The organism is Bacillus sp. 007/AIA-02/001 (assembly GCF_004634455.1).
Lineage (GTDB): Bacteria > Bacillota > Bacilli > Bacillales > Bacillaceae_G > Bacillus_A > Bacillus_A cereus.
Window position 1 is genome coordinate 203,800 of sequence record NZ_SEIY01000004.1, and the last position, 23,309, is coordinate 227,108.

The window sequence follows — 23,309 nt, forward strand, 5'->3', positions numbered from 1 at the left end:
CAATAGAAATGGAATGATGATTATGCGAAAGATTGGACTTATAACCGCGTTATTTATACTTCTATTTAGTTCTTTTACCGGTTGTGATCATAGCCCATTAGATAAAAAGGTAAAGAAAGAAGAAACAAAACGAACAGAAAAAGAAAAGGGTCCAAAATTAACAAAGATGAGTACAGAATCCTTTAATCAATCTATATCGCAAGGAGCTAAGAAAAAGGCCCTTGCTATGGATGAAATTATAAAAAGCGCAGCAGTGAATTCAAATTTAGATCTCTACATAGCGGTTATACCTGAGCATCATGAAAGGTTTGGATTAAAACCTTTGCGCAAGAAACTTCAAAAGCAACTAAGTGATGAATATCCTACTTTCGATGTTCGTGTTAGTACAGATAAAAAAATCTTTATGTTACTCGAAAAGCTTGCAAACAAAATTAAGAAAAAAGAAGTATCTAAAGATGAGATCAAAAAACAGTTAAAGCTAATCGGATCAGAAATGGAATCTAACACTTAACGCTTTCGAATAGAAAAGGAAGGATTGCAATGTCAAGTAAGGATAAAAACTTAACCCCTGTACAACAGGAATACAAAAAATTTGAGCAAGAACGCGAACCGAAACGCCCTGTTCTAAAAAATTGTTTAAAGGCCTTTTTCGTTGGTGGTTTTATCTGCCTAATCGGGCAACTGATATCAACTTTTTATATTACGTATTTCGATTTTACCGAACGTTCAGCAGGAAATCCAACAGTCGCAACTCTCATTTTTATCTCAATGTTGCTAACCGGATTCGGTGTATACGATCGTCTCGGTCAGTTTGCAGGCGCTGGAACAGCTGTACCTGTCACTGGATTTGGTAACTCTGTTATCTCCGCGTGTATTGAACACCGAACGGAAGGTTTTGTACTTGGTGTCGGCGGTAATATGTTTAAACTAGCTGGTTCTGTTATTTTATTTGGTGTATTTTCCGCTTTCGTCATCGCACTTATTAAAACTATTCTCGTTCAATGGGGAGGGCTATAAATGTTACAAGGACACCGAACGTGGGTATTTGAAAACAAACCAGTCATTATTTCAACAGGGGTTGTCGGTGGACCATTTGAAGCAAAGGGGAACATCCCAGAAGACTTCGATATCCTTCATGAAGATTTATGGCTCGGACAAGATTCCTATGAAAAAGCACATAAGATTTTATTCGAAGAAGCTTGTAGTCGCGCTACTGAAAAAGCAGAGCTTCGTAAAGATGATATTCAATTCGTACTCGCAGGAGATTTAATTAATCAAATTACTCCAACAAGCTTTGCTTGCCGCACACTTGGGACTCCTTATCTCGGATTATTCGGGGCTTGCTCTACTTCTATGGAAGGTTTAGCACTTGGGGCAAGTATCGTAAATGCAAAAGGTGCAAAATATTTATTAACTGGAGCTTCAAGCCATAATACAGCTGTAGAAAAACAATTCCGCTACCCTACCGAATACGGTGGACAAAAGCCGCCTACTGCACAGTGGACAGTAACCGGAGCAGGAGCCGCTATTTTAAGCGATACTGGACACGGTCCAAGAGTAACCTCTGCAACAATCGGCCGAGTGGTTGATATGGGATTAACGGATCCGTTTAATATGGGAGGCGCAATGGCTCCAGCTGCAGTTGATACAATTGAAGCCCATTTACGTGAACGTCAAATTGATGCCTCTTACTACGATTTAATCGTAACAGGCGATCTCGGACATGTAGGACGCGAAATTGCTTATGACTTACTACATAAACACGGAACGAAAGTAACGAGCGAACAATTTCAAGATTGCGGAATTATCATTTATAGAGAAGGACAACCTGTCATAGCTGGTGCTAGCGGACCTGGATGTTCTGCAACAGTCGTGTACGGTCATTTATTAAACCGAATGAAAAGAGGAGAGTTCAAAAAAATACTTGTCGTTGCGACAGGCGCTTTACTATCTCCACTTACATTCCAACAAGAAGAAACGATTCCGTGTATCGCTCACGCCGTTTCGATTGAATTTGGAGGTGCAACGCAATGATTTTTTTCTGGGCTTTCGTCATTGGCGGACTCATATGTGTAATCGGCCAACTTATGTTTGATGTCGGCAAACTAACACCTGCTCATACAATGGCAACACTCGTTGTTGCTGGAGCTATATTAGATGGATTTAATTTGTATGAGCCATTAATTGATTTCGCTGGAGCCGGGGCAACTGTACCTATTACAAGCTTTGGTAATGCCCTCGTTCATGGCGCAATGGAAGAAGCTGCAAAACATGGCATCGTTGGCGTTATTACCGGCATGTTTAAAGTAACGAGCGCCGGTGTATCAGCGGCTATTATTTTCGGCTTCATTGGAGCATTGTTATTCAAACCGAAAGGATAAGAGGTGTTTATATGACTGTTATCGCTAGCGTAAAAACTTGCCTTGCTAGTGTAAGGGGCGCTCAAGCAAGTTTAAGCTCCCTTTCATTAAATTCACAAGACGAAGAATCAAAACGCGTATTTCATGAATGTATGTTAGAAATGGACAGCGTCATCGCTGATTTAAAGGATAGAATTTCATTATTAGAACGTGAAGAACCTCAATATAAAGGGTTTTAAGTAGACTGGAGGAAACGACTATGTCTCACCTGCCGGAATGGACACTTGTCATTCTTCGCTCTGTATTCATATTAATTATTTTATTCGCTATTACGAAATGGTTAGGGAAAAGACAAATCTCTCAGCTTTCCTTTTTTGAATACATAGCCGGAATGACGATTGGTGACATCGCTGCCCAAGTATCTACCGGGCTCGATTCAAAATTTTTTCACGGCGTCTTTGCGATACTCATTTTCGCTGTGGTACCTTTTTTAACAGGAATCCTCTCTTTAAAGAACAAAACAGCTCGGGACTTCTTTGAAGGGAAATCTACCGTATTAATAAAAGACGGAAAGATACTCGAAGATAACTTAAAGAAAGAAAAATATACGAGTGACGAATTACTGGAACTTCTCCGTGGAAAAAGTGCGTTCAGCGTAGCTGAAGTCGAATTTGCTGTCTTAGAACCGAGCGGAGAATTAAATGTATTATTAAAGAAAGATTCCCAGCCACTTACAGCAAAAGATATCGGTTTAAAAGTACCAAACGAGAAAGAACCACAAACTGTTATTATGGATGGAAATGTACTAGATGAACCTCTTTCAGCAAGCGGACATAACCGCGCTTGGCTACATTCAGAATTAGAAAAACTCGGTGTTGTTATTGAAAATGTCTTCCTCGGTCAAGTGGATTCATACGGACAACTTACTATCGACATTTACAATGACAAACTCCAAATGCCTTCTCCTCAAAATAAACCTTTATTATTAGCATCTTTAAAAAAATGTCATGCTGATCTTGAACTATTTTCCCTAGAAACAAAGTCGAAATCAGCAAGCGAAATGTATAGTAAAAACGCGAAACAAATCGAAAAGATTTTAAATAAAGTAACCTATCTTTTAAAAGACTAATTATCGAAAGAACGCTTCAGTTAAAAGGCGTTCTTTTCTTTTTTCTCCAGTTTTCATAACGTTTAAATTTATGTAATTCGGTTATGATGTTGAAGATACATAAGCAGGGAATTTCGAAAACATAGCGAATATTTCATGGTACAACTACATATTTTTTTGATTTAAAGTGGTTTCGTTTGACCTTTATTGACCATAATTGTATTATAAGACTAAGAAAGCTTTATAAGGAGGAAATAACAGATGAATTTAATTCCTACAGTAATTGAACAAACAAATCGTGGAGAACGCGCTTACGATATTTACTCTCGACTATTAAAAGACCGCATCATTATGCTTGGTAGTGCAATTGATGACAACGTAGCTAACTCAATCGTTTCCCAGCTTTTATTCTTGGAATCTCAAGATCCAGAAAAAGATATTCACATCTACATCAACAGCCCTGGTGGTTCTATCACAGCAGGTATGGCAATCTATGATACAATGCAGTTTATTAAACCACAAGTATCAACAATCTGTATCGGTATGGCAGCATCTATGGGTGCATTCTTACTTGCAGCAGGTGAAAAAGGAAAACGTTATGCACTTCCAAACAGTGAAGTAATGATTCACCAACCACTTGGAGGAGCACAAGGTCAAGCAACTGAAATCGAAATCGCTGCAAAACGTATCCTATTCTTACGTGAAAAACTAAACCAAATTCTTGCTGACCGCACTGGTCAACCACTTGAAGTACTACAACGCGACACAGACCGCGACAACTTCATGACAGCAGAAAAAGCTTTAGAATACGGTTTAATCGATAAGATCTTTACAAATCGTTAATACTTAAAAGCGAAAGCGGCTCGTTTAGAATCACAGGTCGCTGGAGCTGGATACAACTAAAAGTGGAAGCGCCCTATAATTGGGCGCTTCTTTTATATATTGTTCCCCGCTCACATACCCCATCCAGTATCTCTCTAAATATATCAGCGATTTTTCAAATATATCGACCGCAACTCCGATTATATCGGCGATTATTTTAATATATCGACGTTTCGACATAACTTATCGACTTACCGACAATTCTCGACAAGCACGTACCCCTTAAATACCCCTCCTCGCTAATTCGCACAGACAACAAAAAAGCTATCGCATATACGCGATAGCTTTTTATTGTACATATGCAGCTAATGCTTCTAAAGCCTCTTCTGCATCTGAACCTTCTGTTGTAATTGTTATCATGCTTCCAGTTCCAATTGCTAAGCTCATAATCCCCATTATGCTCTTTGCATTTACTGTCTTTCCATCTTTCTCGATGAAGATATCTGCATGAAAGCGATTTGCCTCTTGTACAAACAACGCAGCCGGACGTGCTTGTAAACCGTTTTTTAATGAAACCTGAACTCGTTTTTGAACCACAGCTCCATTTCCCCTTTAACCTCTTATTTTTTTGCTACCGTTTCCCCCGCGCGTAATTTCTCTGCAATTTCATCGATTTTACGCAAACGATGATTAATACCCGACTTACTAATCTTCCCCCCGGATACCATCTCACCTAACTCTTTCAATGTTACATCTTGATAATCTCTTCGTAATTGTGCAATCTCTTGTAGTTTATCCGGCAATATATCAAGACCAACTGTCTCATCAATGTAACGAATATTTTCAATCTGCCTTAGTGCTGCACCAATTGTTTTATTTAAATTAGCTGTTTCGCAGTTCACTAAACGATTTACAGAATTACGCATATCACGTACGATTCGAATATCTTCAAATCTTAAAAGTGCATTATGAGCACCTATAATATTTAAAAACTCTGTAATTTTTTCTGCTTCTTTCAAATACGTAATGTACCCTTTTCTTCTTTCCAACGTCTTACTATTTAAATCAAATCCGTTCATCAGTTCACATATAGCATCATTATGTTCCTTATATAACGAAAAGATCTCTAAATGATAAGATGATGTTTCTGGGTTATTTACTGAACCACCTGCTAAAAATGCGCCGCGTAAGTACGATCGTTTACAACACTTCTTCTCAATCAATTCTTGTGATATATTTCGAATAAATGAAAAGTCATCTCGAACGATATGAAGATCAGCTAATATTTCACGAGACTTCTCAACAAGCCGCACAATATATACATTATTTTTCTTCAAGCGCATTTTTTTACGAACAAGCAATTCTACCGTCACGTCATATCCTTTTTTCAAAAGCGTATAAATCCTTCTTGCAATTGCCGCATTTTCCGTTTGAATATCGATAGATAGACGACGGTTTGAAAAAGAAAGCGACCCGTTCATTCGAAGTAACGCTGATAATTCTGCTTTCTCACAGCATTCCTTCATCTCAAGATTCGTCAACTCTTTCTTTGTTTCTGATGCAAATGACACAGTCAACACCTCCTTATACGATTATTATGGAACAAAATTCTTGTCCTATATGAATGAGGAGCGCTACCTCAAACGAGGCAACGCATATTTATAACAATGAATATAAAATGGAAGCTAACTTTAACGTATCATGCCTTACAACATGATCATCATACTTCGCTAATCCCTCTTGAATAACATCAATATTATTTTCAACAAAACGTTCTTCATCCACTACAACTGGTGTAGACATTTCTTCATCATATAACTTACGTAATTCACAAGGAATCTCACGGTTATTTACAATTGCAGTATTGATAAATGGTTGCCCTAAATGATCGTGTAACGCCTGCACATGATCAAAAGCAGTATATCCCATCGTTTCACCCGCTTGTGTCATAACGTTACATACATATACCTTCTTCGCCTTTGCAGCAAGAACAGCGTCTCCAATTTTGTTAACAACTAAATTGGGCAATATACTCGTATACAAACTGCCAGGACCGAAAACAAGTAAATCAGCTCGTTTAATCTCAGCCAACGTTTCATGCAATGGCTCTACATCTTCTGGAGTTAAAAAGACACGATTAATCTTCTTTCCGTAATAAGGAATCTTTGATTCACCTGTTACAATTTCCCCATCTTCAAGTTCCGCATGAAGTACCGCACTTTGATTCGCTGCTGGTAATACACGTCCTCTGACATTTAATACTTTACTTGTTTCTGTAATTGCATGGAAAAAGTCTCCTGTAATCGAGGTCATACCTGCCAATAATAGATTTCCTAACGCATGACCTTTCAGTCCGTCTCCTGTTGTGAAACGGTGCTGAAATAAAGCTTCCACCAGTGGCTCTACATCCGATAACGCAACAAGTACGTTACGGATGTCACCTGGAGGTGGAATTTCTAGCTCATCACGTAATCGACCCGAACTGCCACCATCATCAGCGATTGTAACAACTGCTGTAATATCAACAGGATATTGCTTTAATCCTCTTAATAAAACTGAGAGTCCAGTTCCGCCTCCCATGATGACAATTTTAGGTTTTCTCTCTTTTTTCATCCCTTAATGGCCCTTTCTCTTCTCCACATCACGATGAGATACATGAACACTATACTCTGGTTTCAAATGTTTCCCAAGGTATTCTGTAAGCGTAACAGAACGATGCTGTCCACCTGTACATCCAATTGCAATTACAAGTTGACTTTTGCCTTCTCTTTTATAATGAGGCAGCATGAAAGTAATCAGATCCGTCAACTTCTCTAAAAACTTATGTGTCTCATTAAATTTCAGTACATACGAAGAAACTTCTTCATCTAGTCCTGTTAATGGCTTCATGTGTGGAATGTAATATGGATTTGGTAAAAAACGAACATCAAATACTAAATCTGCATCAATTGGAATACCGTACTTAAATCCAAATGACATAACATTTACACGAAATGCTTGCTCAGTTTCTGTTGAGAACAAGTGAACAATTTTTTCACGTAATTCTTTCGGTTTTAAATCCGATGTATCAAGCACAATATTCGCTCGTGCTTTCATATCTGTTAATAAATTGCGCTCTGCTTCGATTCCCTTTAACGGCAAACCAGTTGGTGCAAGTGGATGCGAACGTCTCGTTTCTTTATAACGAGTTACAAGCGTACTATCTTTCGCATCTAAAAATAAAATATGAGGAATAATCCATGTACGTTCTGATAAATCATCAAGTGCTCCCCATAAATGTTCGAAAAACTCGCGGCCACGTAAATCAATACCAAGTGCCACTTTATTCATTTTCCCTTTTGAATCCGCCATAAGCTCAATAAACTTTGGCAATAACATCGGTGGTAAATTATCTACACAAAAATATCCTAAATCTTCAAAACTTTGTAAAGCTACTGTTTTTCCAGCTCCAGACATCCCTGTAATAATTACCATTTTTATATCATTATTCTCTGTCATCGTATCCTCTCCTTGACGGTTTAACTCGGATCTAATCGATATGAAAGCAACTCAAAATCTGGGGTATATACAAATGTACCGTAGATTATGCCATTTCCTTTAATTAAATAATCAATAATGTGATAATCTCCTGGCGCCATTGCTAAATCATCAATTTTATCAAATGTATGCCAACCAATGATGCCTTCTTCGCTCTCTAGTTTGTTTTCTCCTGCAAAATCTGTCGCTAAAAAGGAGAACATCATCCATTCAGAAACAACTTTATCACCTTCTTGGATGACAAAGGTGAAGACCCCCTTTAACGCTGGGTTTTTCAAATAAATACCTGTTTCTTCGCGATATTCGCGAACAACGGAATCTCTTACAGTCTCACCACGCTCCATTTTCCCGCCTGGTGCAACCCACCAATTCCGGCGAGGTTTTTGGAGTAAGAGTACTTCATTATCTCTAATTAACACACAGTTTGTCACTCTTTGCATGTTTCTTCACCTCAGCTACTTGCAGTAAAATTCCTCACTGCATACTTCTTTCATTATACTATCAAAAACAGTTTGCTACAACGAAGGAGCCAGTCCTCTTTCGCTAAGCATATGCTACTCAGCAATTTTAAAAAAGCTTTCTATAACAAGCAATGTAAATGCTTAGACTTTTAATGAATAGCATGAAAAATCCCCTTAACGCTTTTTATCGCCAAGGGGATTAAAGTACTTATTTCTTACCGAAATAAGTAACAATCGCAAATCCTAAAATAAAGGTAATGATTGAACTTATAATTGAAAATCCACCAGTCGGAATCCCAGGGAATACAATTACAATCGAACCGATTACAAGTCCAATAATTGCCGCAAATGTCATACTTTTATAACGTTCTAATAAAAAACTAATGCCTTTACTACTTACAACAAATCCAACCATAACACCAGCACCGATAACCACGATTAAAGGTAAGTTAAGTGTAGTTAAAGCGTTAATTGCTGTTGGATACACACCAATAATTAATAAAATAAACGATCCACTAATCCCAGGAAGCAGCATTGCCATACTAGCCATCCATCCTGCGAAAAATAAACCAATTGCATTTAAAATTGTTAAAGTCGTAATTGGATCTGCTGCCTTATCTGGTTTAAAGAAAGCTGTAATCGCAACAAGAATTGCTGCAACTATTAATAAAACGATGTGCTTACCGTTAAACGACGACTTTGCATCAGCTTCCCTCATTAACATCGGTAATATACTAATAATTAAACCGAGGAAGAAAAATTGAGTCGGTTCATAATGATTTGCAAGTAAATATTTAATAACGTGACTTAACGTTAAAAATGCCGCTGCCACACCAGCTGCAAGGGGAATTAAAAATCCTAAATGTTTTTTCCATTCACGACTAAAGAATCCACTAATTGCCGCAAGCAATTGTTCATAAATCCCTAACACAACAGCGATTGTACCGCCGCTCACACCAGGAATTAAATCACTAACGCCCATACAAAATCCACGATATATATTACGCCATTCCATACTGAATAAATTCCTCATTTCTTATAGTGATTTTTTCCGTAAAGTCCAGTATATCAATAAGAAAGCTTATAATCCTTATATTTTTTGACAAAACTTTGACATTTTCACACAAAAAAAGAAGAAAGCTCCTGTCGGTAGCTTTCTTCTCAAAAGGTATATTATCCCTTATTTTTCTGATACAGTTTTTAATTCCTCTAATAATTCTTCTACGTAATGTTGTGCACTTTGCGCTGCAATACTACCGTCACCTGTTGCAGTTACAATTTGACGAAGCATTTTTTCACGAACATCACCAGCTGCGAAAATACCAGGGATTTTCGTTTCCATACGCTCGTTCGTTTCAAGGTAACCATTTTCATTTGTAATACCTAGTTCAACAAATGGTTTTGATAAAGGTAACATACCGATGTATACGAATACGCCGTCAGTTTTGACTTCTTTCTCTTCTCCACTATTTACGTCCACAAGTGTTACACTTCCTACTTTACCACTTGCTTCGTTGATTTCTTTTATAGTGTGATTCCAAATGAAATCTACTTTTTCGTTTTGGAAAGCACGGTCTTGTAAAATTTTCTGTGCACGAAGCGTGTCACGACGGTGAACGATCGTTACTTTTGATGCGAAGCGTGTTAAGAACACACCCTCTTCAACAGCAGAATCTCCGCCACCAATTACGATAAGCTCTTTTCCTTTAAAGAATGCTCCGTCACATACTGCACAATATGATACACCGCGGCCGCCAAGTTCTGTTTCACCCGGTACACCAATTTTTTTATACTCTGCACCGCTTGCAACGATAATTGCACGTGCTTTATATTCTTTTTTACCAGCAATAATTGTTTTGTATTCTTTACCATCGATGACTTCTTTCACATCACCGTATGCATATTCAGCACCAAATTTCTTCGCATGCTCAAACATTTTATTTGATAAATCTGGTCCTAAAATAGACTCATAACCTGGGTAGTTTTCTACATCTTCCGTGTTTGCCATTTGGCCACCTGGAATACCACGCTCAAGCATTAATGTGCTTAAATTTGCACGAGATGTATATACTGCAGCTGTCATACCAGCTGGTCCTGCACCAATAATAACGACATCATAAATTTTTTCTTCTGACACACTATTCACTCCTATCCATTCCTACACAATTAAGTTACCCTCATTATACTGTTAGCATCATTTTTTTCCCAATGATTTGCTTATCTTATGTGTGCGTACGCTTAACAGCTTGCACATACTTTCGGACAGTCGCTACAGATACATTATATACATCTCCAAGCTCCGACTGTGTCATTTTATTTCCTTGTTCGCCGCGTACAATGTATTCAATCGCAGCTGACCAGCCGTACACATTTGTAAATATGTCTCCAGATGTATATAAACGTATGAACGTACAAAACCAAAAGTGTAAACACTCTTCAATTAATTCATCATCTTTTTTCGTATAATTGTATAATGCATCCGCAATTCTCGCGCACTGCTCAAATTGCTGTAAATCAGCTGGAATACTCTTATGACTATTAAGTAAAAAGAAGTACTTTGCAAGTTGCGATACGATGGGAACACCGTTCTTCGCTTGCGTTATATCAAAGAAGAATCCAACCTTCTCCGGCGTTGACAATTCATTCATTAAATATAAAGCTAGCATTTGTTCTTCTAGCGTCGCACTTTGCTGAAATGATTTTCGTAATTCTTCAAATAACACATTTTGCCCTTCATCTGCTAAATTCAGCGCATTCCACGGTTCTTTTCCCTTTTTATCAGGATGTAATTCCACGACATATTGCCACATTTTTTCAGCTAGTTGCTGGTCTTTCACCATATACGCAGAATATGCAAACCAATAATAAAAACTAACGTCTCCCTCATATCCTTGACGCTTTAATAGTTTGAACCACTTATATGCATGCTCGAAATAACCAATTGTTGCGAGTGTAGTTCCCAGTTTCAAACGATGTTCAAATGAAATCGGATATACCGAAACTAGCTGTCCCGCTAATGCCTCTACTTGTTTATGCTCTCCAATTGAATATAGAAAAATAAGCGTATTACAAAGCGCATGTATATTACCAGGGTTTTTCTCTAAAATCATTTCTGTTAACTTCAGTGCTTTGTCTACATTACCAGATTGAAAATGTGCAATGGCTAAATTATTATGACCTGACCAAAATTCCGGATAATCTTTCGTAACAATTTCTAATGTAGCAATTGCTTCTTCCAATTGTCCATTACGAATATAGCGATTCGCTTCTTCCTGCATAACAATTAAATCATCTTCATCTTCAATCTCTTCCGCACCCATTGCTTCTTCTTCCATAATCTCAAGAAGTTCTAATGTATCTTCTACGAATTCCTTCTCTTTTGCAACTTCTAAATAACGATCTGCATATTTCTTCGCCTGTTGAAATAACCCCATATATGCATAATTATTTGCAATAAAATAATAGCACTGTTCAAGTTCTGGATTAGATCTAACTAACTTTAAGAAGATTTGATTCGATTCTTGATATTCACCAGCCTCAGATAATACTGATGCTAATTGACATAAAATAAACGGCTCCTTCTCACTTTGTGCCGCTCTTCGAAAATATTTAATTGCATCTTGCAATTTTTGTCCTTTGTAAGCTCTCATCCCTTTTTTATAAAAGAAGTCCGCTAATTGATTAAAAGAGATAACTTGTCCGTTCTCCTTATATATCCTTTGATTTTTCCCCATATATCCTCCAGTTTTTTGTTTTCTTCGTTCACACATTCTTCTATCTATAAGTATAAACGATTCCGTAAAAAACAAAACAGTATATTATACTCAATTATTTCCTTTTTATTCATAAAAAAAGAGGAGAAATGTTACATTTTCACCATGAACCTTCTCTTGCGGTCATTTGCTCTTTCGTATAAATAATACGCATTGGATTTCCACCTACGAAAGCACCGCTCGGTACATCTCTATGAACAAGTGTGCCAGCTGAGACAGTCGCACCGTCTCCAATGTTCACACCTGGTAATATTGTTACATTCGCTCCAATCATTACTTCATTTCCAATGACGATTTCGCCAAGTCGATATTCACGAATTAAATATTCATGTGCTAAAAGCGTTGTGTTATAGCCAATAATCGAATTCTCTCCCACAGTTATCTTTTCTGGGAACATAATATCCGGCATTACCATAAGCGCAAATGATGTTTTCTTTCCTACTTTCATCCGTAAAAAAGTGCGGTACAACCAATTTTTTACGGATAAAAATGGCGTGTAACGCGCAATTTGGATAATAATAAAGTTTTTCATTACCTTCCAAAAAGACACTGTTTTATACACATTCCATAACGAATTTTCTCCTGAAACAGGATAGCGCGTTGTCCGTCGCACTTAGCTCGCTCCTCTACTAACTTACTTGGACCTTTATGAACGGTTCATGTTAGACAAAATCGGTAGCAAATCACTCATTTTATCTAGCATAAAGTCCGGCTTGTAAGCCTCTAAATACGCTCTACCTTTCAACGTCCATGAAACCGCAGCTGTTTTCGTCCCCGCATTTTGACCACCGACAATATCATGATGATTATCCCCAACCATCAATGCCTCTTCTGGTTTTGCATCTAATAATTCAAGCGCTTTTTGAAGTGGCTCCGGATGTGGTTTCACATGCTCTACATCATCAATTGTCACGACAACATCAAAAAATTCATCAAGCTTTGACAACTGTAATCCCATCTCAACGGTTTGTCTCGCTTTCGTTGTAACAATACCAACTTTATAACCTTGCTTCTTCAACTCTCGAACTGTTTCATATACAGTTTCATATTCTTCTACTAATTCATCATGATGATCATGGTTAAATTTCCGATAGCTAGTAATCATCTCTTCAACCTTACTTTCATCAATCTTGCTGAAAGTATCATGCAAAGATGGACCGATAAATGGCAACACATCTTCACGCTTATATTGATTTGGATAATATGTATTTAAAGTATGTAAAAACGAAGAAATAATAAGTTCATTTGTATTAATTAAAGTTCCATCTAAATCAAATAACACGGTATTTATTCTCATCGCCTTAGTCCTTTCGCCTTCCTGAATATGAAAGAAGCAGCATCTTATAATAAGATGCTACTTGTCTCTAATTTTCTAAATATCTTTTATCAGCTTGCCCCATTTTTCGTCTCACAATAATGAAAATAATAGAAATAACAACAAGTCCAATTGACATTACTTGTGCAATACGAAGTGGTCCTAGCATTAAACTATCTGTACGTAAGCCTTCTACGAAGAAGCGTCCTACTGAATACCAAATTAAATATGTGAAGAATAACTCCCCGCGACGTAAATTCACTTTTCTTAATGCAAGTAGTAAAATTACGCCTGCAAAATTCCATAATGATTCATATAAAAACGTCGGATGATAGTACACACCCTCAATATACATTTGATTAATAATGAAATCCGGTAAATGAAGACCTTCTAAAAACTGTCTCGTTACTTCATCACCATGCGCCTCTTGGTTCATAAAGTTTCCCCATCGGCCAATTGCTTGTCCTAGTAAAATACTTGGTGCAGCAATATCAGCCAACTTCCAGAAGGAAACCCCGCGTCGCTTCGCAAAAAGAATTCCGGTAATAACAGCTCCGATTAAACCACCATGAATCGCCAAACCGCCTTGACGAATATTAATAATTTGACTCGGATTTTGTGCGTAATATTCCCATTCAAAAATAACATAGTACATTCTCGCAAAAAGAATAGCGATCGGTACTGCAATTAATACAAGGTCAACAAATGTATCTTTTGGAATACCTAGCCTTTCTCCCTCGCGAGTTGCCAGCCAAAGACCTAATAGCACACCTGTACCGATAATAATCCCGTACCAATACACAGGAAACGGCCCAAGTTGGATAGCTACACGGTCAAGCTGTGGTACAGAAGCTAACAGCATATGTATATGACCTCCCTCTCCAAAGTTTACTCCTGATTTCCTAACTCAATTGCACTCATTAATCGTTCAGAGAACTGCTGTGCTGCATTGACTCCCATACGTTTTAAACGGAAGTTCATCGCTGCTACTTCAATAATAACAGCCAAGTTTCGACCAGGACGAACTGGAAGTGTAATCTTCGTAAGCTCTGTATCAATAATTTTCATCTTCTCTTCATCAAGACCTAAGCGATCGTAATTTTTCTTTTGATCCCAAATTTCAAGATTAATAACAAGTGTAATACGCTTATAATTTCGTACTGCCCCTGCACCGAATAACGTCATAACGTTAATAATACCTAGACCACGAATTTCTAATAAATGCTCGATTAAATCTGGTGAACTTCCGACTAACATATCTTCATCTTCTTGACGAATTTCTACACTATCATCCGCAACAAGACGGTGACCACGCTTTACAAGCTCAAGAGCTGTCTCACTTTTACCAACACCACTTTGACCTGTAATTAAAACACCAACGCCGTAAATATCTACTAACACACCATGAACAGCTGTTGTTGGTGCTAACTTACCTTCTAAATAGTTTGTTAAACGACTTGATAATCTCGTTGTCGTTTGAGAAGAACGTAATAAAGGCATACCTGATTCACGTGATGCTTGTAATAACTCATCTGGTACATCTTGATTACGAGTTACAATAATACATGGCGTCTCCTCAGTACAAAGCGCTTTCATTCTCTCTTGTTTTTGCTCTGACGTTAACGTGTCAAAGAAAGTAAGCTCCGTTTTACCAAGAAGCTGCACACGATCTGCTGGATAGTATGTAAAAAATCCTGCCATTTCAATTCCAGGTCGTGATAAATCACTTGTATCAATTGGACGATGAATACCTTCTTCACCACTGATTAACTCCAATTGAAATTGTTCAATTAAATCTTTTGTCCTTACTTTCGGCATATGTATAAACCTCCACTCCGCTGCGGGTTCAGTCTCGTTTGATGTAAAATTCCATTCTATCGGATATTGTACCATTTTTTTCTGAAAACAAGAAATACGGTTTCTAATAAATAGAAAAAAACATTTCATACGAATAATGAAATGTTTTTCTTTTTGTCACTTTCTCTTTTTTTCATATAGAGGCTCAACAATTGCCTTTTCAATTATCATATTAAAAATTGAAATACAAATTGCCGCAACAATCGCTACACCAAATCCTGATATATTAAAAGCATCTCCTAATAATGAATCTGCTATTTTTAACGTAATCGCATTAATAACAATTAAGAAGAAGCCGAAAGTTACAACAGTAATTGGTAGCGTAATTAAAATTAAAAACGGCTTTACGAACACATTTAAAACCGCCAATATAATACTCGCAATAATTGCAGTTTGTATATTTGCTACGTAAAATGCATCTGGTGCAATCCCTTTTAAAAGTCCCGATACAGCGATTAACACAACGCTATTTACAAGAAGTGATACAATCCATCTCATTTCGTCACACATCCTTTTAAACATATATATTTCATCATACGCTAATAGATAATAAACGCAAGTATGATACGAACACTTATATCAACTTATTCTATCTTTCATGCTTGTATACCTACTAACATTTCTTAGTAAAATAAGGGCCGCACCATCTATGTTCATGAGTTTTTACAAAAGTCCAAGTGAACTCCTTATCTACAATATAGATATCACCCTTATACATATCGTCCCTCTCACACAATATATCATCCATATGTAACAAACTCGCATCCTTTATTAACAGTACCTCATCACAGTGTTGGTAGAAAATGTAGCAATCCTTTTTCACTTCATTATGAAACGCGTTCTTTGCTTCTTTACCCTCTAAACACTTCTTTTTCTCATAACTAAATATGTGCCAAAGATACCCACATTCATACTTATCTCCATAAAGAAAAATGTCTTCTTTTTCTTCATCACTTAAATGATTTGCAAAGTGATCCTCCCAGCGCTTTCGAAAATATACACCCCAACTTTGAAACTCTCTTACTTTCATATTTTTCTTCCTTAACACCTCTAAAAACTTCATCTTCTCCCCCTATACAATAAAAACCGAGCGTCATTTCCACCCGGTTTTCATCAATAAACTTATTGCGATAATTCTACTTCTTTTATTTTCTCTTTCATTCTTGCTTTATCACGATTTAAAATCTCTTTTAAATATTTACCTGTGTACGAGCGCTCTTCTTTCACTACTTGCTCTGGCGTTCCGGAAGCAACGATTTGTCCACCTTTATCTCCACCCTCTGGTCCAAGGTCAACTATATAATCAGCTGTTTTTATCACATCTAAATTATGTTCAATTACAAGTACCGTCTCACCGCTCTCAACAAGACGTTGCAACACTTCTAGAAGACGTGCAATATCATGCGCATGCAAACCAGTCGTTGGTTCATCTAAAATGTATAACGTACGTCCTGTAGAGCGACGGTGTAATTCAGAAGCTAATTTCACACGCTGTGCTTCCCCACCAGATAATGTTGTTGCTGGTTGACCTAATTTCATATAACCAAGCCCAACGTCTACAAGCGTTTGAAGTTTACGCTTAATTTTTGGGATATTAGCAAAGAACTCTACTCCATCTTCAATTGTCATCCCTAACACTTCAGAAATATTCTTATCTTTATATTTCACTTCTAACGTTTCACGGTTGTAACGTTTACCATGACAAACTTCACACGGAACGTATACGTCTGGTAAGAAGTGCATTTCGATTTTAATAATTCCATCACCACGGCACGCTTCACAACGTCCACCTTTTACATTAAAGCTGAAACGTCCTTTTTGATATCCGCGCACTTTCGCTTCATTCGTTTGTGCAAACACATCACGAATATCATCGAATACACCTGTATACGTCGCTGGATTAGAACGTGGTGTACGACCGATTGGTGATTGATCAATATCAATTACCTTATCTAAATGTTCAAGACCTTTAATCTCTTTATGAGTACCTGGCTTCGCTTTCGCTTTATATAACTTTTGAGCTAGCGATTTATATAGTACTTCATTAATCATCGTACTTTTACCAGAACCAGATACCCCTGTTACCGCTACAAACGTACCGAGTGGGAATGACATTTTCGCATTCTTTAAGTTATTCTCTTTTGCGCCGACAATCTCTACTTTACGTCCATCACCTTTACGTCTTTCAAGTGGAACTGGAATAAACTCTTTACCGCTTAAATACTTCCCTGTTAATGAATTATCATCTTGCATCACTTCAGCCGGCGTCCCTGCTGAAACGACCTGTCCACCGTGAATACCTGCACCAGGCCCTATATCAAGTAAATAGTCAGCAGCCATCATCGTATCTTCATCATGTTCAACAACAATTAACGTATTACCTAAATCGCGCATTTCTTGCAATGTACGAATAAGACGATCGTTATCACGCTGGTGTAAACCAATTGAAGGTTCATCAAGAATATAAAGTACGCCAGTTAGACGAGAACCAATTTGCGTCGCTAAACGAATACGCTGCGCCTCACCACCTGATAAAGTTCCTGCGGCACGACTTAACGTTAAATAATCTAAACCAACGTTCACTAAGAACCCAACGCGCTCCTGAATTTCTCTTAAAATTAAATGAGCTATTTTTTGTTGCTTCTCCGTTAGCTCTACATTCGAGAAGAATTCTTGTACTTCTTGAACTGAATACTTCGTTACGTCAGCAATCGTTTTTCCGCCAACGAAAACAGCTAAACTCTCAGGCTTTAAGCGTCCACCTTTACACTTCGGACAAGCTTGTTCTGCCATATACTTTTCCATTTGCTCACGAATGTAATCGGAGCTCGTTTCACGATAACGACGTTCAATGTTTGGAATAACACCTTCAAATAAAATCTCATTTTCCTTTACTTGACCAAATTCATTTACATAGCGGAAATAAACCTTCTCTTCCCCGCTTCCGTACAACACTTTATCAAATAAATCTTTCGGTATATTTTTCACAGGCACATCCATATCAACGCCGTAGTGATTACATACAGATTGTAAAAGTTGCGGGTAATATTGTGAACTTGTCGGTTCCCAAGGTGCAATTGCATGTTCATTTAATGATAAATCCCAGTTCGGGATAACAAGCTCTAAATCTACCTCTAGCTTTGAACCAAGTCCATCACAAGAAGGACATGCTCCGAACGGACTGTTGAATGAGAACATACGCGGCTCTAATTCTCCGATTGAAAAACCACAATGCGGACAAGCATGATGTTCACTAAATAGAAGTTCCTCTTCTCCCATTACATCAATTAACACTCGGCCTCCGCCAAGCTTTAATGCACTTTCAAGTGAATCAGCAAGACGGCTTGCGATTCCTTCTTTTACAACAATACGGTCAATTACAACTTCAATGGAATGCTTCTTATTTTTATCTAACGTAATATCCTCAGATACATCAAGCATTTCACCATCAACACGTACACGAACATATCCTTCCTTCTTAATATCTTCAAGTACTTTCACATGTGCACCTTTACGCCCAGACACGATAGGAGCTAACACTTGTAATTTCGTACGTTCAGGATATTCAAGAACACGGTCTACCATCTGCTCTACTGTTTGTGATGTAATTTCAATCCCATGATTTGGACAAATTGGCGTACCAATTCGCGCAAATAATAAACGTAAATAATCATAAATCTCCGTTACCGTTCCGACAGTTGAACGTGGATTACGACTCGTCGTTTTTTGATCGATTGAAATCGCTGGTGACAATCCTTCAATCGTGTCCACATCCGGCTTATCCATTTGTCCTAAAAACTGGCGCGCATACGCAGATAATGATTCTACGTATCTGCGCTGCCCTTCTGCATAAATCGTATCAAATGCTAATGATGATTTCCCCGAACCAGACAATCCCGTTACAACGACAAGCTGATTTCTCGGAATGGTTACATCAATATTTTTTAAGTTATGTGCTCTAGCACCTTTTACAACGATAAAATCCTTGCTCTTACTCACTTTTTTCACCCTTCCGCTTTTAATTCTAATAGTAAATCTCTTAGTTCAGCTGCACGCTCGAAGTCTAACGCTTTTGCTGCTTCTTTCATCTCTGCTTCCATCTTCGCAATTGTCTTTTCGCGCTCTTTTTTCGTCATTTTCTTAGAAGGAGTTGCTTCGTATGTTTCTGTCTCTTCAGCAGCTGTCGTTGCACGGATAACATCACGAACGCCTTTTTGAATCGTTTTCGGTGTAATACCATGCTCTTCATTGTAAGCTTCTTGTATACTACGACGACGCTTCGTTTCTTCAATCGCAATCCCCATAGATTTCGTTATACGATCTGCATACATAATAACGCGGCCGTTTTCATTACGCGCGGCACGACCAATTGTTTGAATTAATGAACGTTCTGAACGCAAAAATCCTTCCTTATCAGCATCTAAAATAGCGACAAGTGATACTTCCGGAATATCTAATCCTTCTCGCAATAAGTTAATGCCGACAAGTACATCAAATTTACCGAGGCGAAGATCACGGATAATTTCAATACGTTCTAACGTTTTAATTTCAGAGTGAAGATAGTTAACTTTAATTCCTACATCTTTTAAGTAATCCGTTAAATCCTCTGACATTTTCTTCGTTAAAGTCGTAATTAATACACGTTCATTTTTTGCAATGCGATCTTGAATCTCTCCTAATAAATCGTCAATTTGCCCTTCAATTGGTCGTATATCAATTGGCGGATCTAAAAGTCCTGTTGGACGAATAATTTGTTCTATTACTTCTGGTGACTGCTCTAACTCGTACGGTCCTGGCGTTGCCGAAACATAAATAACTTGATTCGTTTTCTCTTCAAACTCATCAAACGTAAGCGGCCTATTATCTAAAGCCGATGGCAGACGGAATCCATGATCCACAAGCACTTGTTTACGTGCTTGGTCACCGTTATACATCGCTCTTACTTGCGGTACTGATACGTGCGACTCATCCATAACGATTAAGAAATCTTTCGGGAAATAGTCTAATAACGTATACGGCGTTGCCCCCGCTGGACGAAGTGTTAAATGACGGGAGTAGTTTTCAATACCTGAACAAAAGCCCATCTCGCGCATCATTTCTAAATCATAACGTGTACGTTGCTCTATACGCTGCGCTTCTAACAACTTACCGTTATCATTTAACTCCTTTAAACGCTCTTCTAATTCTTTTTCGATATTTTCAATAGCGACCTTCATTTTCTCTTCACGTGTAACGAAGTGAGATGCTGGGAAGATTGCTACATGATCACGTTCTGCTAATACTTCACCTGTTAACGCATTTACTTCACGAATACGATCGATTTCATCACCGAAAAATTCAATTCGAATACAATGCTCATCAAGTGATGCCGGGAAGATTTCAACTACATCTCCGCGTACACGGAATGTACCACGCTTGAAATCAATATCATTACGTCCATACTGTACATCAACAAGTTCACGAAGCAATTGATTGCGGTCTTTTTCCATACCAACTCGAAGCGAAACAACTAGCTCGCGGTATTCTTCTGGAGAACCTAAGCCATATATACACGAAACACTCGCAACGATAATTACATCGTCCCGTTCAAATAATGCAGACGTTGCCGAGTGACGCAATTTATCAATTTCATCATTAATCTGCGCATCTTTTTCAATAAACGTATCTGTTTGCGGCACATACGCTTCTGGCTGATAATAATCGTAGTAACTAACAAAATATTCAACTGCATTATTCGGGAAAAAGTCTTTCAACTCACTATACAACTGCCCTGCTAACGTTTTATTATGAGCCATAACAAGTGTTGGCTTTTGCACTTCTTTAATGACATTTGAAATCGTAAATGTCTTACCCGTTCCTGTCGCTCCAAGCAACACTTGCTTTTTCTTTCCACTATTAATTCCCTCTACAAGCTTCTCTATAGCTACCGGCTGATCACCTTGCGGGGAATACGCTGAGACAATTTCAAATTGACGTTCCAAGAAAATCCGACCTCCTCATAAAAATCTGTATTATTATTTTACCACGAATACCTATAAAAAACCTAAAAAAACGAACAGATATTCGGTAAAGTTTTCGACAATATACACATAGAAAAAGGAAGGAGTAAATACTTCCTTCCTCTACTAATTCTATTTTTTAGGTACATATACTAAGTCATATCCATTGCGCCCAGCTTCATTCATACAATCTATTAACCGATAAGTACTTTCTGATTCGCGCTGCTCTTTAACAATACCTTTACAACTATCTTTATGTAACCCTTTATCCTTCCCAGCAAATTTGTCTTTTCTATTATCTGACACATAAAATATATCGTTCCCACTATACTCTAACGTTTGAAAAATCGGGTCCCCTTCAAGGGTATACTGTACAATTCTTATTTTATCAACTTCCCTTTGCTCGACATTCAAAACGAACTTTTCAAATTTATCTAGATTGAGAATTCCTGCTCCCTTTACAATGACATCATTCTTCTTATCAATTGTAGTGCTAGATGGTGAACATGCTACTAAACTAAAGAGAAATAGACTTATAAAACTGGTTCTTTTTCCTATTGTCATCCTCTCCTATAAAAATTATTTGTATACCAGAAAAGCTACTTTCAATTATGAAAGTAGCTATTCTTTTCCTTTCTCCTTCTTCGGAAAAATCACATATGAAAATGAAATCGCTGTATCAACTAAAAATATAATCGCCCACACTTGACTCACGCGACTTGCAGCTTTATTTAAAACGATTCCCGATTCTAACCAATTACCCCATTGTTCAAATGGAATAAATCCATACGCGAAGAAAAAGAATATGTGCACACCAACGAATAAAACAAGATGTAATACCCAATTTTTTATTTCCTGCTTTGCATAGGCCATACCTGTTAATTCTACCTGTTCTTCAATAATAGGCGCCGGTTCATTACGCCATTTCGCAACTGATTTTTGTACAAATATATCAAGCTTCTTTAAATCCTTTTTCCCGTAGAAAACTGCATATAATAAAATGATTACAGTAATAATCTGAAAGTTAGAGAACTTTCCTGTTTGATAATAGTCCACTACCCCTAAAGTTAAAATAAATACTTCATTTACGAGGAGTACAATCCCCATAATAAAACTCGCTCTTTTCAAACGGAATCCGTAGCGAAGTAAAAAGAAACCGATAGCTGATAACCAAAATACAATTTCTGCCCCAATTAAAAAATACCAACGATATTCTGCGAGTATACTCATTTATCCTTCTCCCTTTCATCATAAATACGAAAAGCCTCATCCATATATGCTAAAAGTTCTTCTTCAATTGGATACATGCTCATTTTCTGTGAATCTTCCTTCGATTTTCTAACTTCCCATAACTTATCTAAAAACGCTTCGTCACCATTAGCCATTTCTAAACATTTCTGCATTAATTTCTTCGTTGCCTCTTGTACTTCATCACTTGCGACTTCTTTACCGTCTTTCATAAAAGTACGTAATTGCTTTAATAAATCTACCCATTCTAAAACATTCGGATCTTCCTCACTCATATTTGGCAAATTCTGAAGCAATTTTTGTTCTTCCTTTGAAAATACTTCATTTTGAAATATTTCACGTATACGAGGAGACTGTTTTGAAAGCTGAATAAGTTCAAACATAACTTTCCAATCAAGTTCTCCCTCTACATCTACCGAATAAACAACTGCTTGTAAAACACGCTCCATTCGATTAAATTTCTTTTGTTCTTCCTGTACAAACCGAAGTTGTTTTTCAAGCGAATTTTTTAAATCCAGCTCACCTTTTACTAACATATTCGCAGCTTCTTTTAATGAAAATCCCATTTCTTTCAAAAATAAAATTTGTTGCAAACGAATAACGTCATTTTCACTATATAACCGATGTCCACCCTCTGTTTTTCCGCTCGGCTTTAATAAATCTATTTGATCATAATAACGTAGTGTACGTACTGTAACCCCTGTTTCTTTCGTCAATTCTTGTATTGAAATCACTACCATCACCTCTTCCCTCTCATTATAAAAGATGACGTTACGTAACTTTCAAGCGTTTTGTAAAAAAAATACAAAAAGCTGTTTATACAAAGTGT

26 protein-coding genes are annotated in these 23,309 nt (G+C 37.5%); 7 read left to right on the top strand and 19 right to left on the bottom strand.

What is annotated here, in order from left to right:
* Window positions 1-22: 22 nt before the first annotated feature.
* The 7 genes from ES895_RS12705 to clpP all read left to right on the top strand — a co-directional run bounded on the left by ES895_RS12705 (window position 23) and on the right by clpP (window position 4,311).
* Complete coding sequence (locus ES895_RS12705; protein ID WP_001226064.1) at window positions 23-511, top strand: YhcN/YlaJ family sporulation lipoprotein; 489 nt, start codon at window positions 23-25, stop codon at window positions 509-511.
* A 29-nt stretch (window positions 512-540) separates the two neighbouring features.
* On the top strand, window positions 541-1,017 hold the full coding sequence (gene spoVAC / locus ES895_RS12710) for a stage V sporulation protein AC (RefSeq protein ID WP_000095408.1): 477 nt from the start codon (window positions 541-543) through the stop codon (window positions 1,015-1,017).
* On the top strand, window positions 1,018-2,034 hold the full coding sequence (gene spoVAD, locus ES895_RS12715) for a stage V sporulation protein AD (RefSeq protein ID WP_000938972.1): 1,017 nt from the start codon (window positions 1,018-1,020) through the stop codon (window positions 2,032-2,034).
* Window positions 2,031-2,381, top strand: a complete 351-nt coding sequence (gene spoVAE, locus ES895_RS12720) for a stage V sporulation protein AE (RefSeq protein ID WP_000575919.1) — start codon at window positions 2,031-2,033, stop codon at window positions 2,379-2,381. Before spoVAD ends, spoVAE begins: the two co-directional genes overlap by 4 nt.
* Before the next feature lie 11 nt (window positions 2,382-2,392).
* On the top strand, window positions 2,393-2,599 hold the full coding sequence (locus tag ES895_RS12725; protein ID WP_098295701.1) for a DUF1657 domain-containing protein: 207 nt from the start codon (window positions 2,393-2,395) through the stop codon (window positions 2,597-2,599).
* A gap of 20 nt (window positions 2,600-2,619) precedes the next feature.
* The gene (locus ES895_RS12730; protein WP_000018924.1) at window positions 2,620-3,489 is read left to right on the top strand and encodes a DUF421 domain-containing protein; all 870 of its coding nucleotides are present in this window, start codon (window positions 2,620-2,622) and stop codon (window positions 3,487-3,489) included.
* Window positions 3,490-3,729: 240 nt separating this feature from the next.
* On the top strand, window positions 3,730-4,311 hold the full coding sequence (gene clpP, locus ES895_RS12735; RefSeq protein WP_001049162.1) for an ATP-dependent Clp endopeptidase proteolytic subunit ClpP: 582 nt from the start codon (window positions 3,730-3,732) through the stop codon (window positions 4,309-4,311).
* Between the two features lie 327 nt (window positions 4,312-4,638).
* On the opposite strand, the gene ES895_RS12740 is transcribed toward clpP, so the two are convergent.
* The 19 genes from ES895_RS12740 to ES895_RS12830 form a co-directional block, all read right to left on the bottom strand.
* The gene (locus ES895_RS12740) at window positions 4,639-4,887 is read right to left on the bottom strand and encodes an HPr family phosphocarrier protein (protein ID WP_000250307.1); all 249 of its coding nucleotides are present in this window, start codon (window positions 4,885-4,887) and stop codon (window positions 4,639-4,641) included.
* 23 nt (window positions 4,888-4,910) lie between these two features.
* Window positions 4,911-5,861 (bottom strand): DNA-binding protein WhiA, encoded by a 951-nt coding sequence (gene whiA, locus ES895_RS12745; protein ID WP_000006560.1) that lies wholly within the window; start codon window positions 5,859-5,861, stop codon window positions 4,911-4,913.
* Between the two features lie 88 nt (window positions 5,862-5,949).
* Entirely contained in the window at window positions 5,950-6,903 is a 954-nt protein-coding gene (locus ES895_RS12750) for a gluconeogenesis factor YvcK family protein (protein WP_000712186.1), read from the bottom strand.
* A 3-nt stretch (window positions 6,904-6,906) separates the two neighbouring features.
* Complete coding sequence (gene rapZ, locus ES895_RS12755) at window positions 6,907-7,788, bottom strand: RNase adapter RapZ (protein WP_000138459.1); 882 nt, start codon at window positions 7,786-7,788, stop codon at window positions 6,907-6,909.
* 20 nt (window positions 7,789-7,808) lie between these two features.
* Complete coding sequence (locus tag ES895_RS12760; protein WP_001190080.1) at window positions 7,809-8,267, bottom strand: NUDIX hydrolase; 459 nt, start codon at window positions 8,265-8,267, stop codon at window positions 7,809-7,811.
* A 229-nt stretch (window positions 8,268-8,496) separates the two neighbouring features.
* Window positions 8,497-9,303, bottom strand: a complete 807-nt coding sequence (locus tag ES895_RS12765) for a DUF368 domain-containing protein (protein ID WP_135238383.1) — start codon at window positions 9,301-9,303, stop codon at window positions 8,497-8,499.
* A gap of 165 nt (window positions 9,304-9,468) precedes the next feature.
* A complete protein-coding gene (gene trxB, locus ES895_RS12770; protein WP_001288078.1) occupies window positions 9,469-10,425 on the bottom strand; it encodes a thioredoxin-disulfide reductase in 957 nt (318 codons plus the stop codon).
* 85 nt (window positions 10,426-10,510) lie between these two features.
* The gene (locus tag ES895_RS12775; RefSeq protein WP_000517720.1) at window positions 10,511-12,022 is read right to left on the bottom strand and encodes a tetratricopeptide repeat protein; all 1,512 of its coding nucleotides are present in this window, start codon (window positions 12,020-12,022) and stop codon (window positions 10,511-10,513) included.
* A 139-nt stretch (window positions 12,023-12,161) separates the two neighbouring features.
* The gene (locus ES895_RS12780; RefSeq protein ID WP_001255073.1) at window positions 12,162-12,674 is read right to left on the bottom strand and encodes an acyltransferase; all 513 of its coding nucleotides are present in this window, start codon (window positions 12,672-12,674) and stop codon (window positions 12,162-12,164) included.
* A gap of 33 nt (window positions 12,675-12,707) precedes the next feature.
* A complete protein-coding gene (gene ppaX, locus ES895_RS12785) occupies window positions 12,708-13,358 on the bottom strand; it encodes a pyrophosphatase PpaX (RefSeq protein WP_002097946.1) in 651 nt (216 codons plus the stop codon).
* A 67-nt stretch (window positions 13,359-13,425) separates the two neighbouring features.
* Window positions 13,426-14,238 carry a prolipoprotein diacylglyceryl transferase gene (gene lgt / locus ES895_RS12790; RefSeq protein WP_000922848.1) on the bottom strand — a complete coding sequence of 271 codons (813 nt, stop codon included), beginning with the start codon at window positions 14,236-14,238 and terminating at the stop codon, window positions 13,426-13,428.
* A 26-nt stretch (window positions 14,239-14,264) separates the two neighbouring features.
* Complete coding sequence (gene hprK, locus ES895_RS12795) at window positions 14,265-15,194, bottom strand: HPr(Ser) kinase/phosphatase (RefSeq protein WP_001127250.1); 930 nt, start codon at window positions 15,192-15,194, stop codon at window positions 14,265-14,267.
* 156 nt (window positions 15,195-15,350) lie between these two features.
* Window positions 15,351-15,731: a phage holin family protein gene (locus ES895_RS12800; RefSeq protein WP_001267308.1), complete on the bottom strand. Its 381-nt coding sequence runs from the start codon at window positions 15,729-15,731 to the stop codon at window positions 15,351-15,353.
* 115 nt (window positions 15,732-15,846) lie between these two features.
* Window positions 15,847-16,296 (bottom strand): DUF4275 family protein, encoded by a 450-nt coding sequence (locus ES895_RS12805; RefSeq protein ID WP_135238384.1) that lies wholly within the window; start codon window positions 16,294-16,296, stop codon window positions 15,847-15,849.
* Window positions 16,297-16,355: 59 nt separating this feature from the next.
* Window positions 16,356-19,232, bottom strand: coding sequence for an excinuclease ABC subunit UvrA (gene uvrA / locus ES895_RS12810; protein WP_135238385.1), 2,877 nt, complete (start codon window positions 19,230-19,232; stop codon window positions 16,356-16,358).
* Between the two features lie 5 nt (window positions 19,233-19,237).
* Window positions 19,238-21,214 carry an excinuclease ABC subunit B gene (uvrB, locus tag ES895_RS12815; RefSeq protein WP_000441060.1) on the bottom strand — a complete coding sequence of 659 codons (1,977 nt, stop codon included), beginning with the start codon at window positions 21,212-21,214 and terminating at the stop codon, window positions 19,238-19,240.
* A gap of 150 nt (window positions 21,215-21,364) precedes the next feature.
* Entirely contained in the window at window positions 21,365-21,796 is a 432-nt protein-coding gene (locus ES895_RS12820; protein WP_000152001.1) for a DUF4362 domain-containing protein, read from the bottom strand.
* A gap of 57 nt (window positions 21,797-21,853) precedes the next feature.
* On the bottom strand, window positions 21,854-22,462 hold the full coding sequence (locus ES895_RS12825) for a hypothetical protein (protein ID WP_000025224.1): 609 nt from the start codon (window positions 22,460-22,462) through the stop codon (window positions 21,854-21,856).
* The gene (locus tag ES895_RS12830; RefSeq protein WP_000260337.1) at window positions 22,459-23,220 is read right to left on the bottom strand and encodes a MerR family transcriptional regulator; all 762 of its coding nucleotides are present in this window, start codon (window positions 23,218-23,220) and stop codon (window positions 22,459-22,461) included. Before ES895_RS12830 ends, ES895_RS12825 begins: the two co-directional genes overlap by 4 nt.
* Window positions 23,221-23,309 lie beyond the last annotated feature (89 nt).

What these genes read in the sequence shown, in the direction of transcription:
- ES895_RS12705 (WP_001226064.1), top strand. Translation starts at nt 23, where the DNA reads ATGCGAAAGATTGGACTTATAACCGCGTTATTTATACTTCTATTTAGT.
- spoVAC (WP_000095408.1), top strand. Translation starts at nt 541, where the DNA reads ATGTCAAGTAAGGATAAAAACTTAACCCCTGTACAACAGGAATACAAA.
- spoVAD (WP_000938972.1), top strand. Translation starts at nt 1,018, where the DNA reads ATGTTACAAGGACACCGAACGTGGGTATTTGAAAACAAACCAGTCATT.
- spoVAE (WP_000575919.1), top strand. Translation starts at nt 2,031, where the DNA reads ATGATTTTTTTCTGGGCTTTCGTCATTGGCGGACTCATATGTGTAATC.
- ES895_RS12725 (WP_098295701.1), top strand. Translation starts at nt 2,393, where the DNA reads ATGACTGTTATCGCTAGCGTAAAAACTTGCCTTGCTAGTGTAAGGGGC.
- ES895_RS12730 (WP_000018924.1), top strand. Translation starts at nt 2,620, where the DNA reads ATGTCTCACCTGCCGGAATGGACACTTGTCATTCTTCGCTCTGTATTC.
- clpP (WP_001049162.1), top strand. Translation starts at nt 3,730, where the DNA reads ATGAATTTAATTCCTACAGTAATTGAACAAACAAATCGTGGAGAACGC.
- ES895_RS12750 (WP_000712186.1), bottom strand. Translation starts at nt 6,903, where the DNA reads ATGAAAAAAGAGAGAAAACCTAAAATTGTCATCATGGGAGGCGGAACT.
- rapZ (WP_000138459.1), bottom strand. Translation starts at nt 7,788, where the DNA reads ATGACAGAGAATAATGATATAAAAATGGTAATTATTACAGGGATGTCT.
- ES895_RS12760 (WP_001190080.1), bottom strand. Translation starts at nt 8,267, where the DNA reads ATGCAAAGAGTGACAAACTGTGTGTTAATTAGAGATAATGAAGTACTC.
- ES895_RS12765 (WP_135238383.1), bottom strand. Translation starts at nt 9,303, where the DNA reads ATGGAATGGCGTAATATATATCGTGGATTTTGTATGGGCGTTAGTGAT.
- ES895_RS12775 (WP_000517720.1), bottom strand. Translation starts at nt 12,022, where the DNA reads ATGGGGAAAAATCAAAGGATATATAAGGAGAACGGACAAGTTATCTCT.
- ppaX (WP_002097946.1), bottom strand. Translation starts at nt 13,358, where the DNA reads ATGAGAATAAATACCGTGTTATTTGATTTAGATGGAACTTTAATTAAT.
- lgt (WP_000922848.1), bottom strand. Translation starts at nt 14,238, where the DNA reads ATGCTGTTAGCTTCTGTACCACAGCTTGACCGTGTAGCTATCCAACTT.
- hprK (WP_001127250.1), bottom strand. Translation starts at nt 15,194, where the DNA reads ATGCCGAAAGTAAGGACAAAAGATTTAATTGAACAATTTCAATTGGAG.
- ES895_RS12800 (WP_001267308.1), bottom strand. Translation starts at nt 15,731, where the DNA reads ATGAGATGGATTGTATCACTTCTTGTAAATAGCGTTGTGTTAATCGCT.
- ES895_RS12805 (WP_135238384.1), bottom strand. Translation starts at nt 16,296, where the DNA reads ATGAAGTTTTTAGAGGTGTTAAGGAAGAAAAATATGAAAGTAAGAGAG.
- ES895_RS12820 (WP_000152001.1), bottom strand. Translation starts at nt 21,796, where the DNA reads ATGACAATAGGAAAAAGAACCAGTTTTATAAGTCTATTTCTCTTTAGT.
- ES895_RS12825 (WP_000025224.1), bottom strand. Translation starts at nt 22,462, where the DNA reads ATGAGTATACTCGCAGAATATCGTTGGTATTTTTTAATTGGGGCAGAA.
- ES895_RS12830 (WP_000260337.1), bottom strand. Translation starts at nt 23,220, where the DNA reads ATGGTAGTGATTTCAATACAAGAATTGACGAAAGAAACAGGGGTTACA.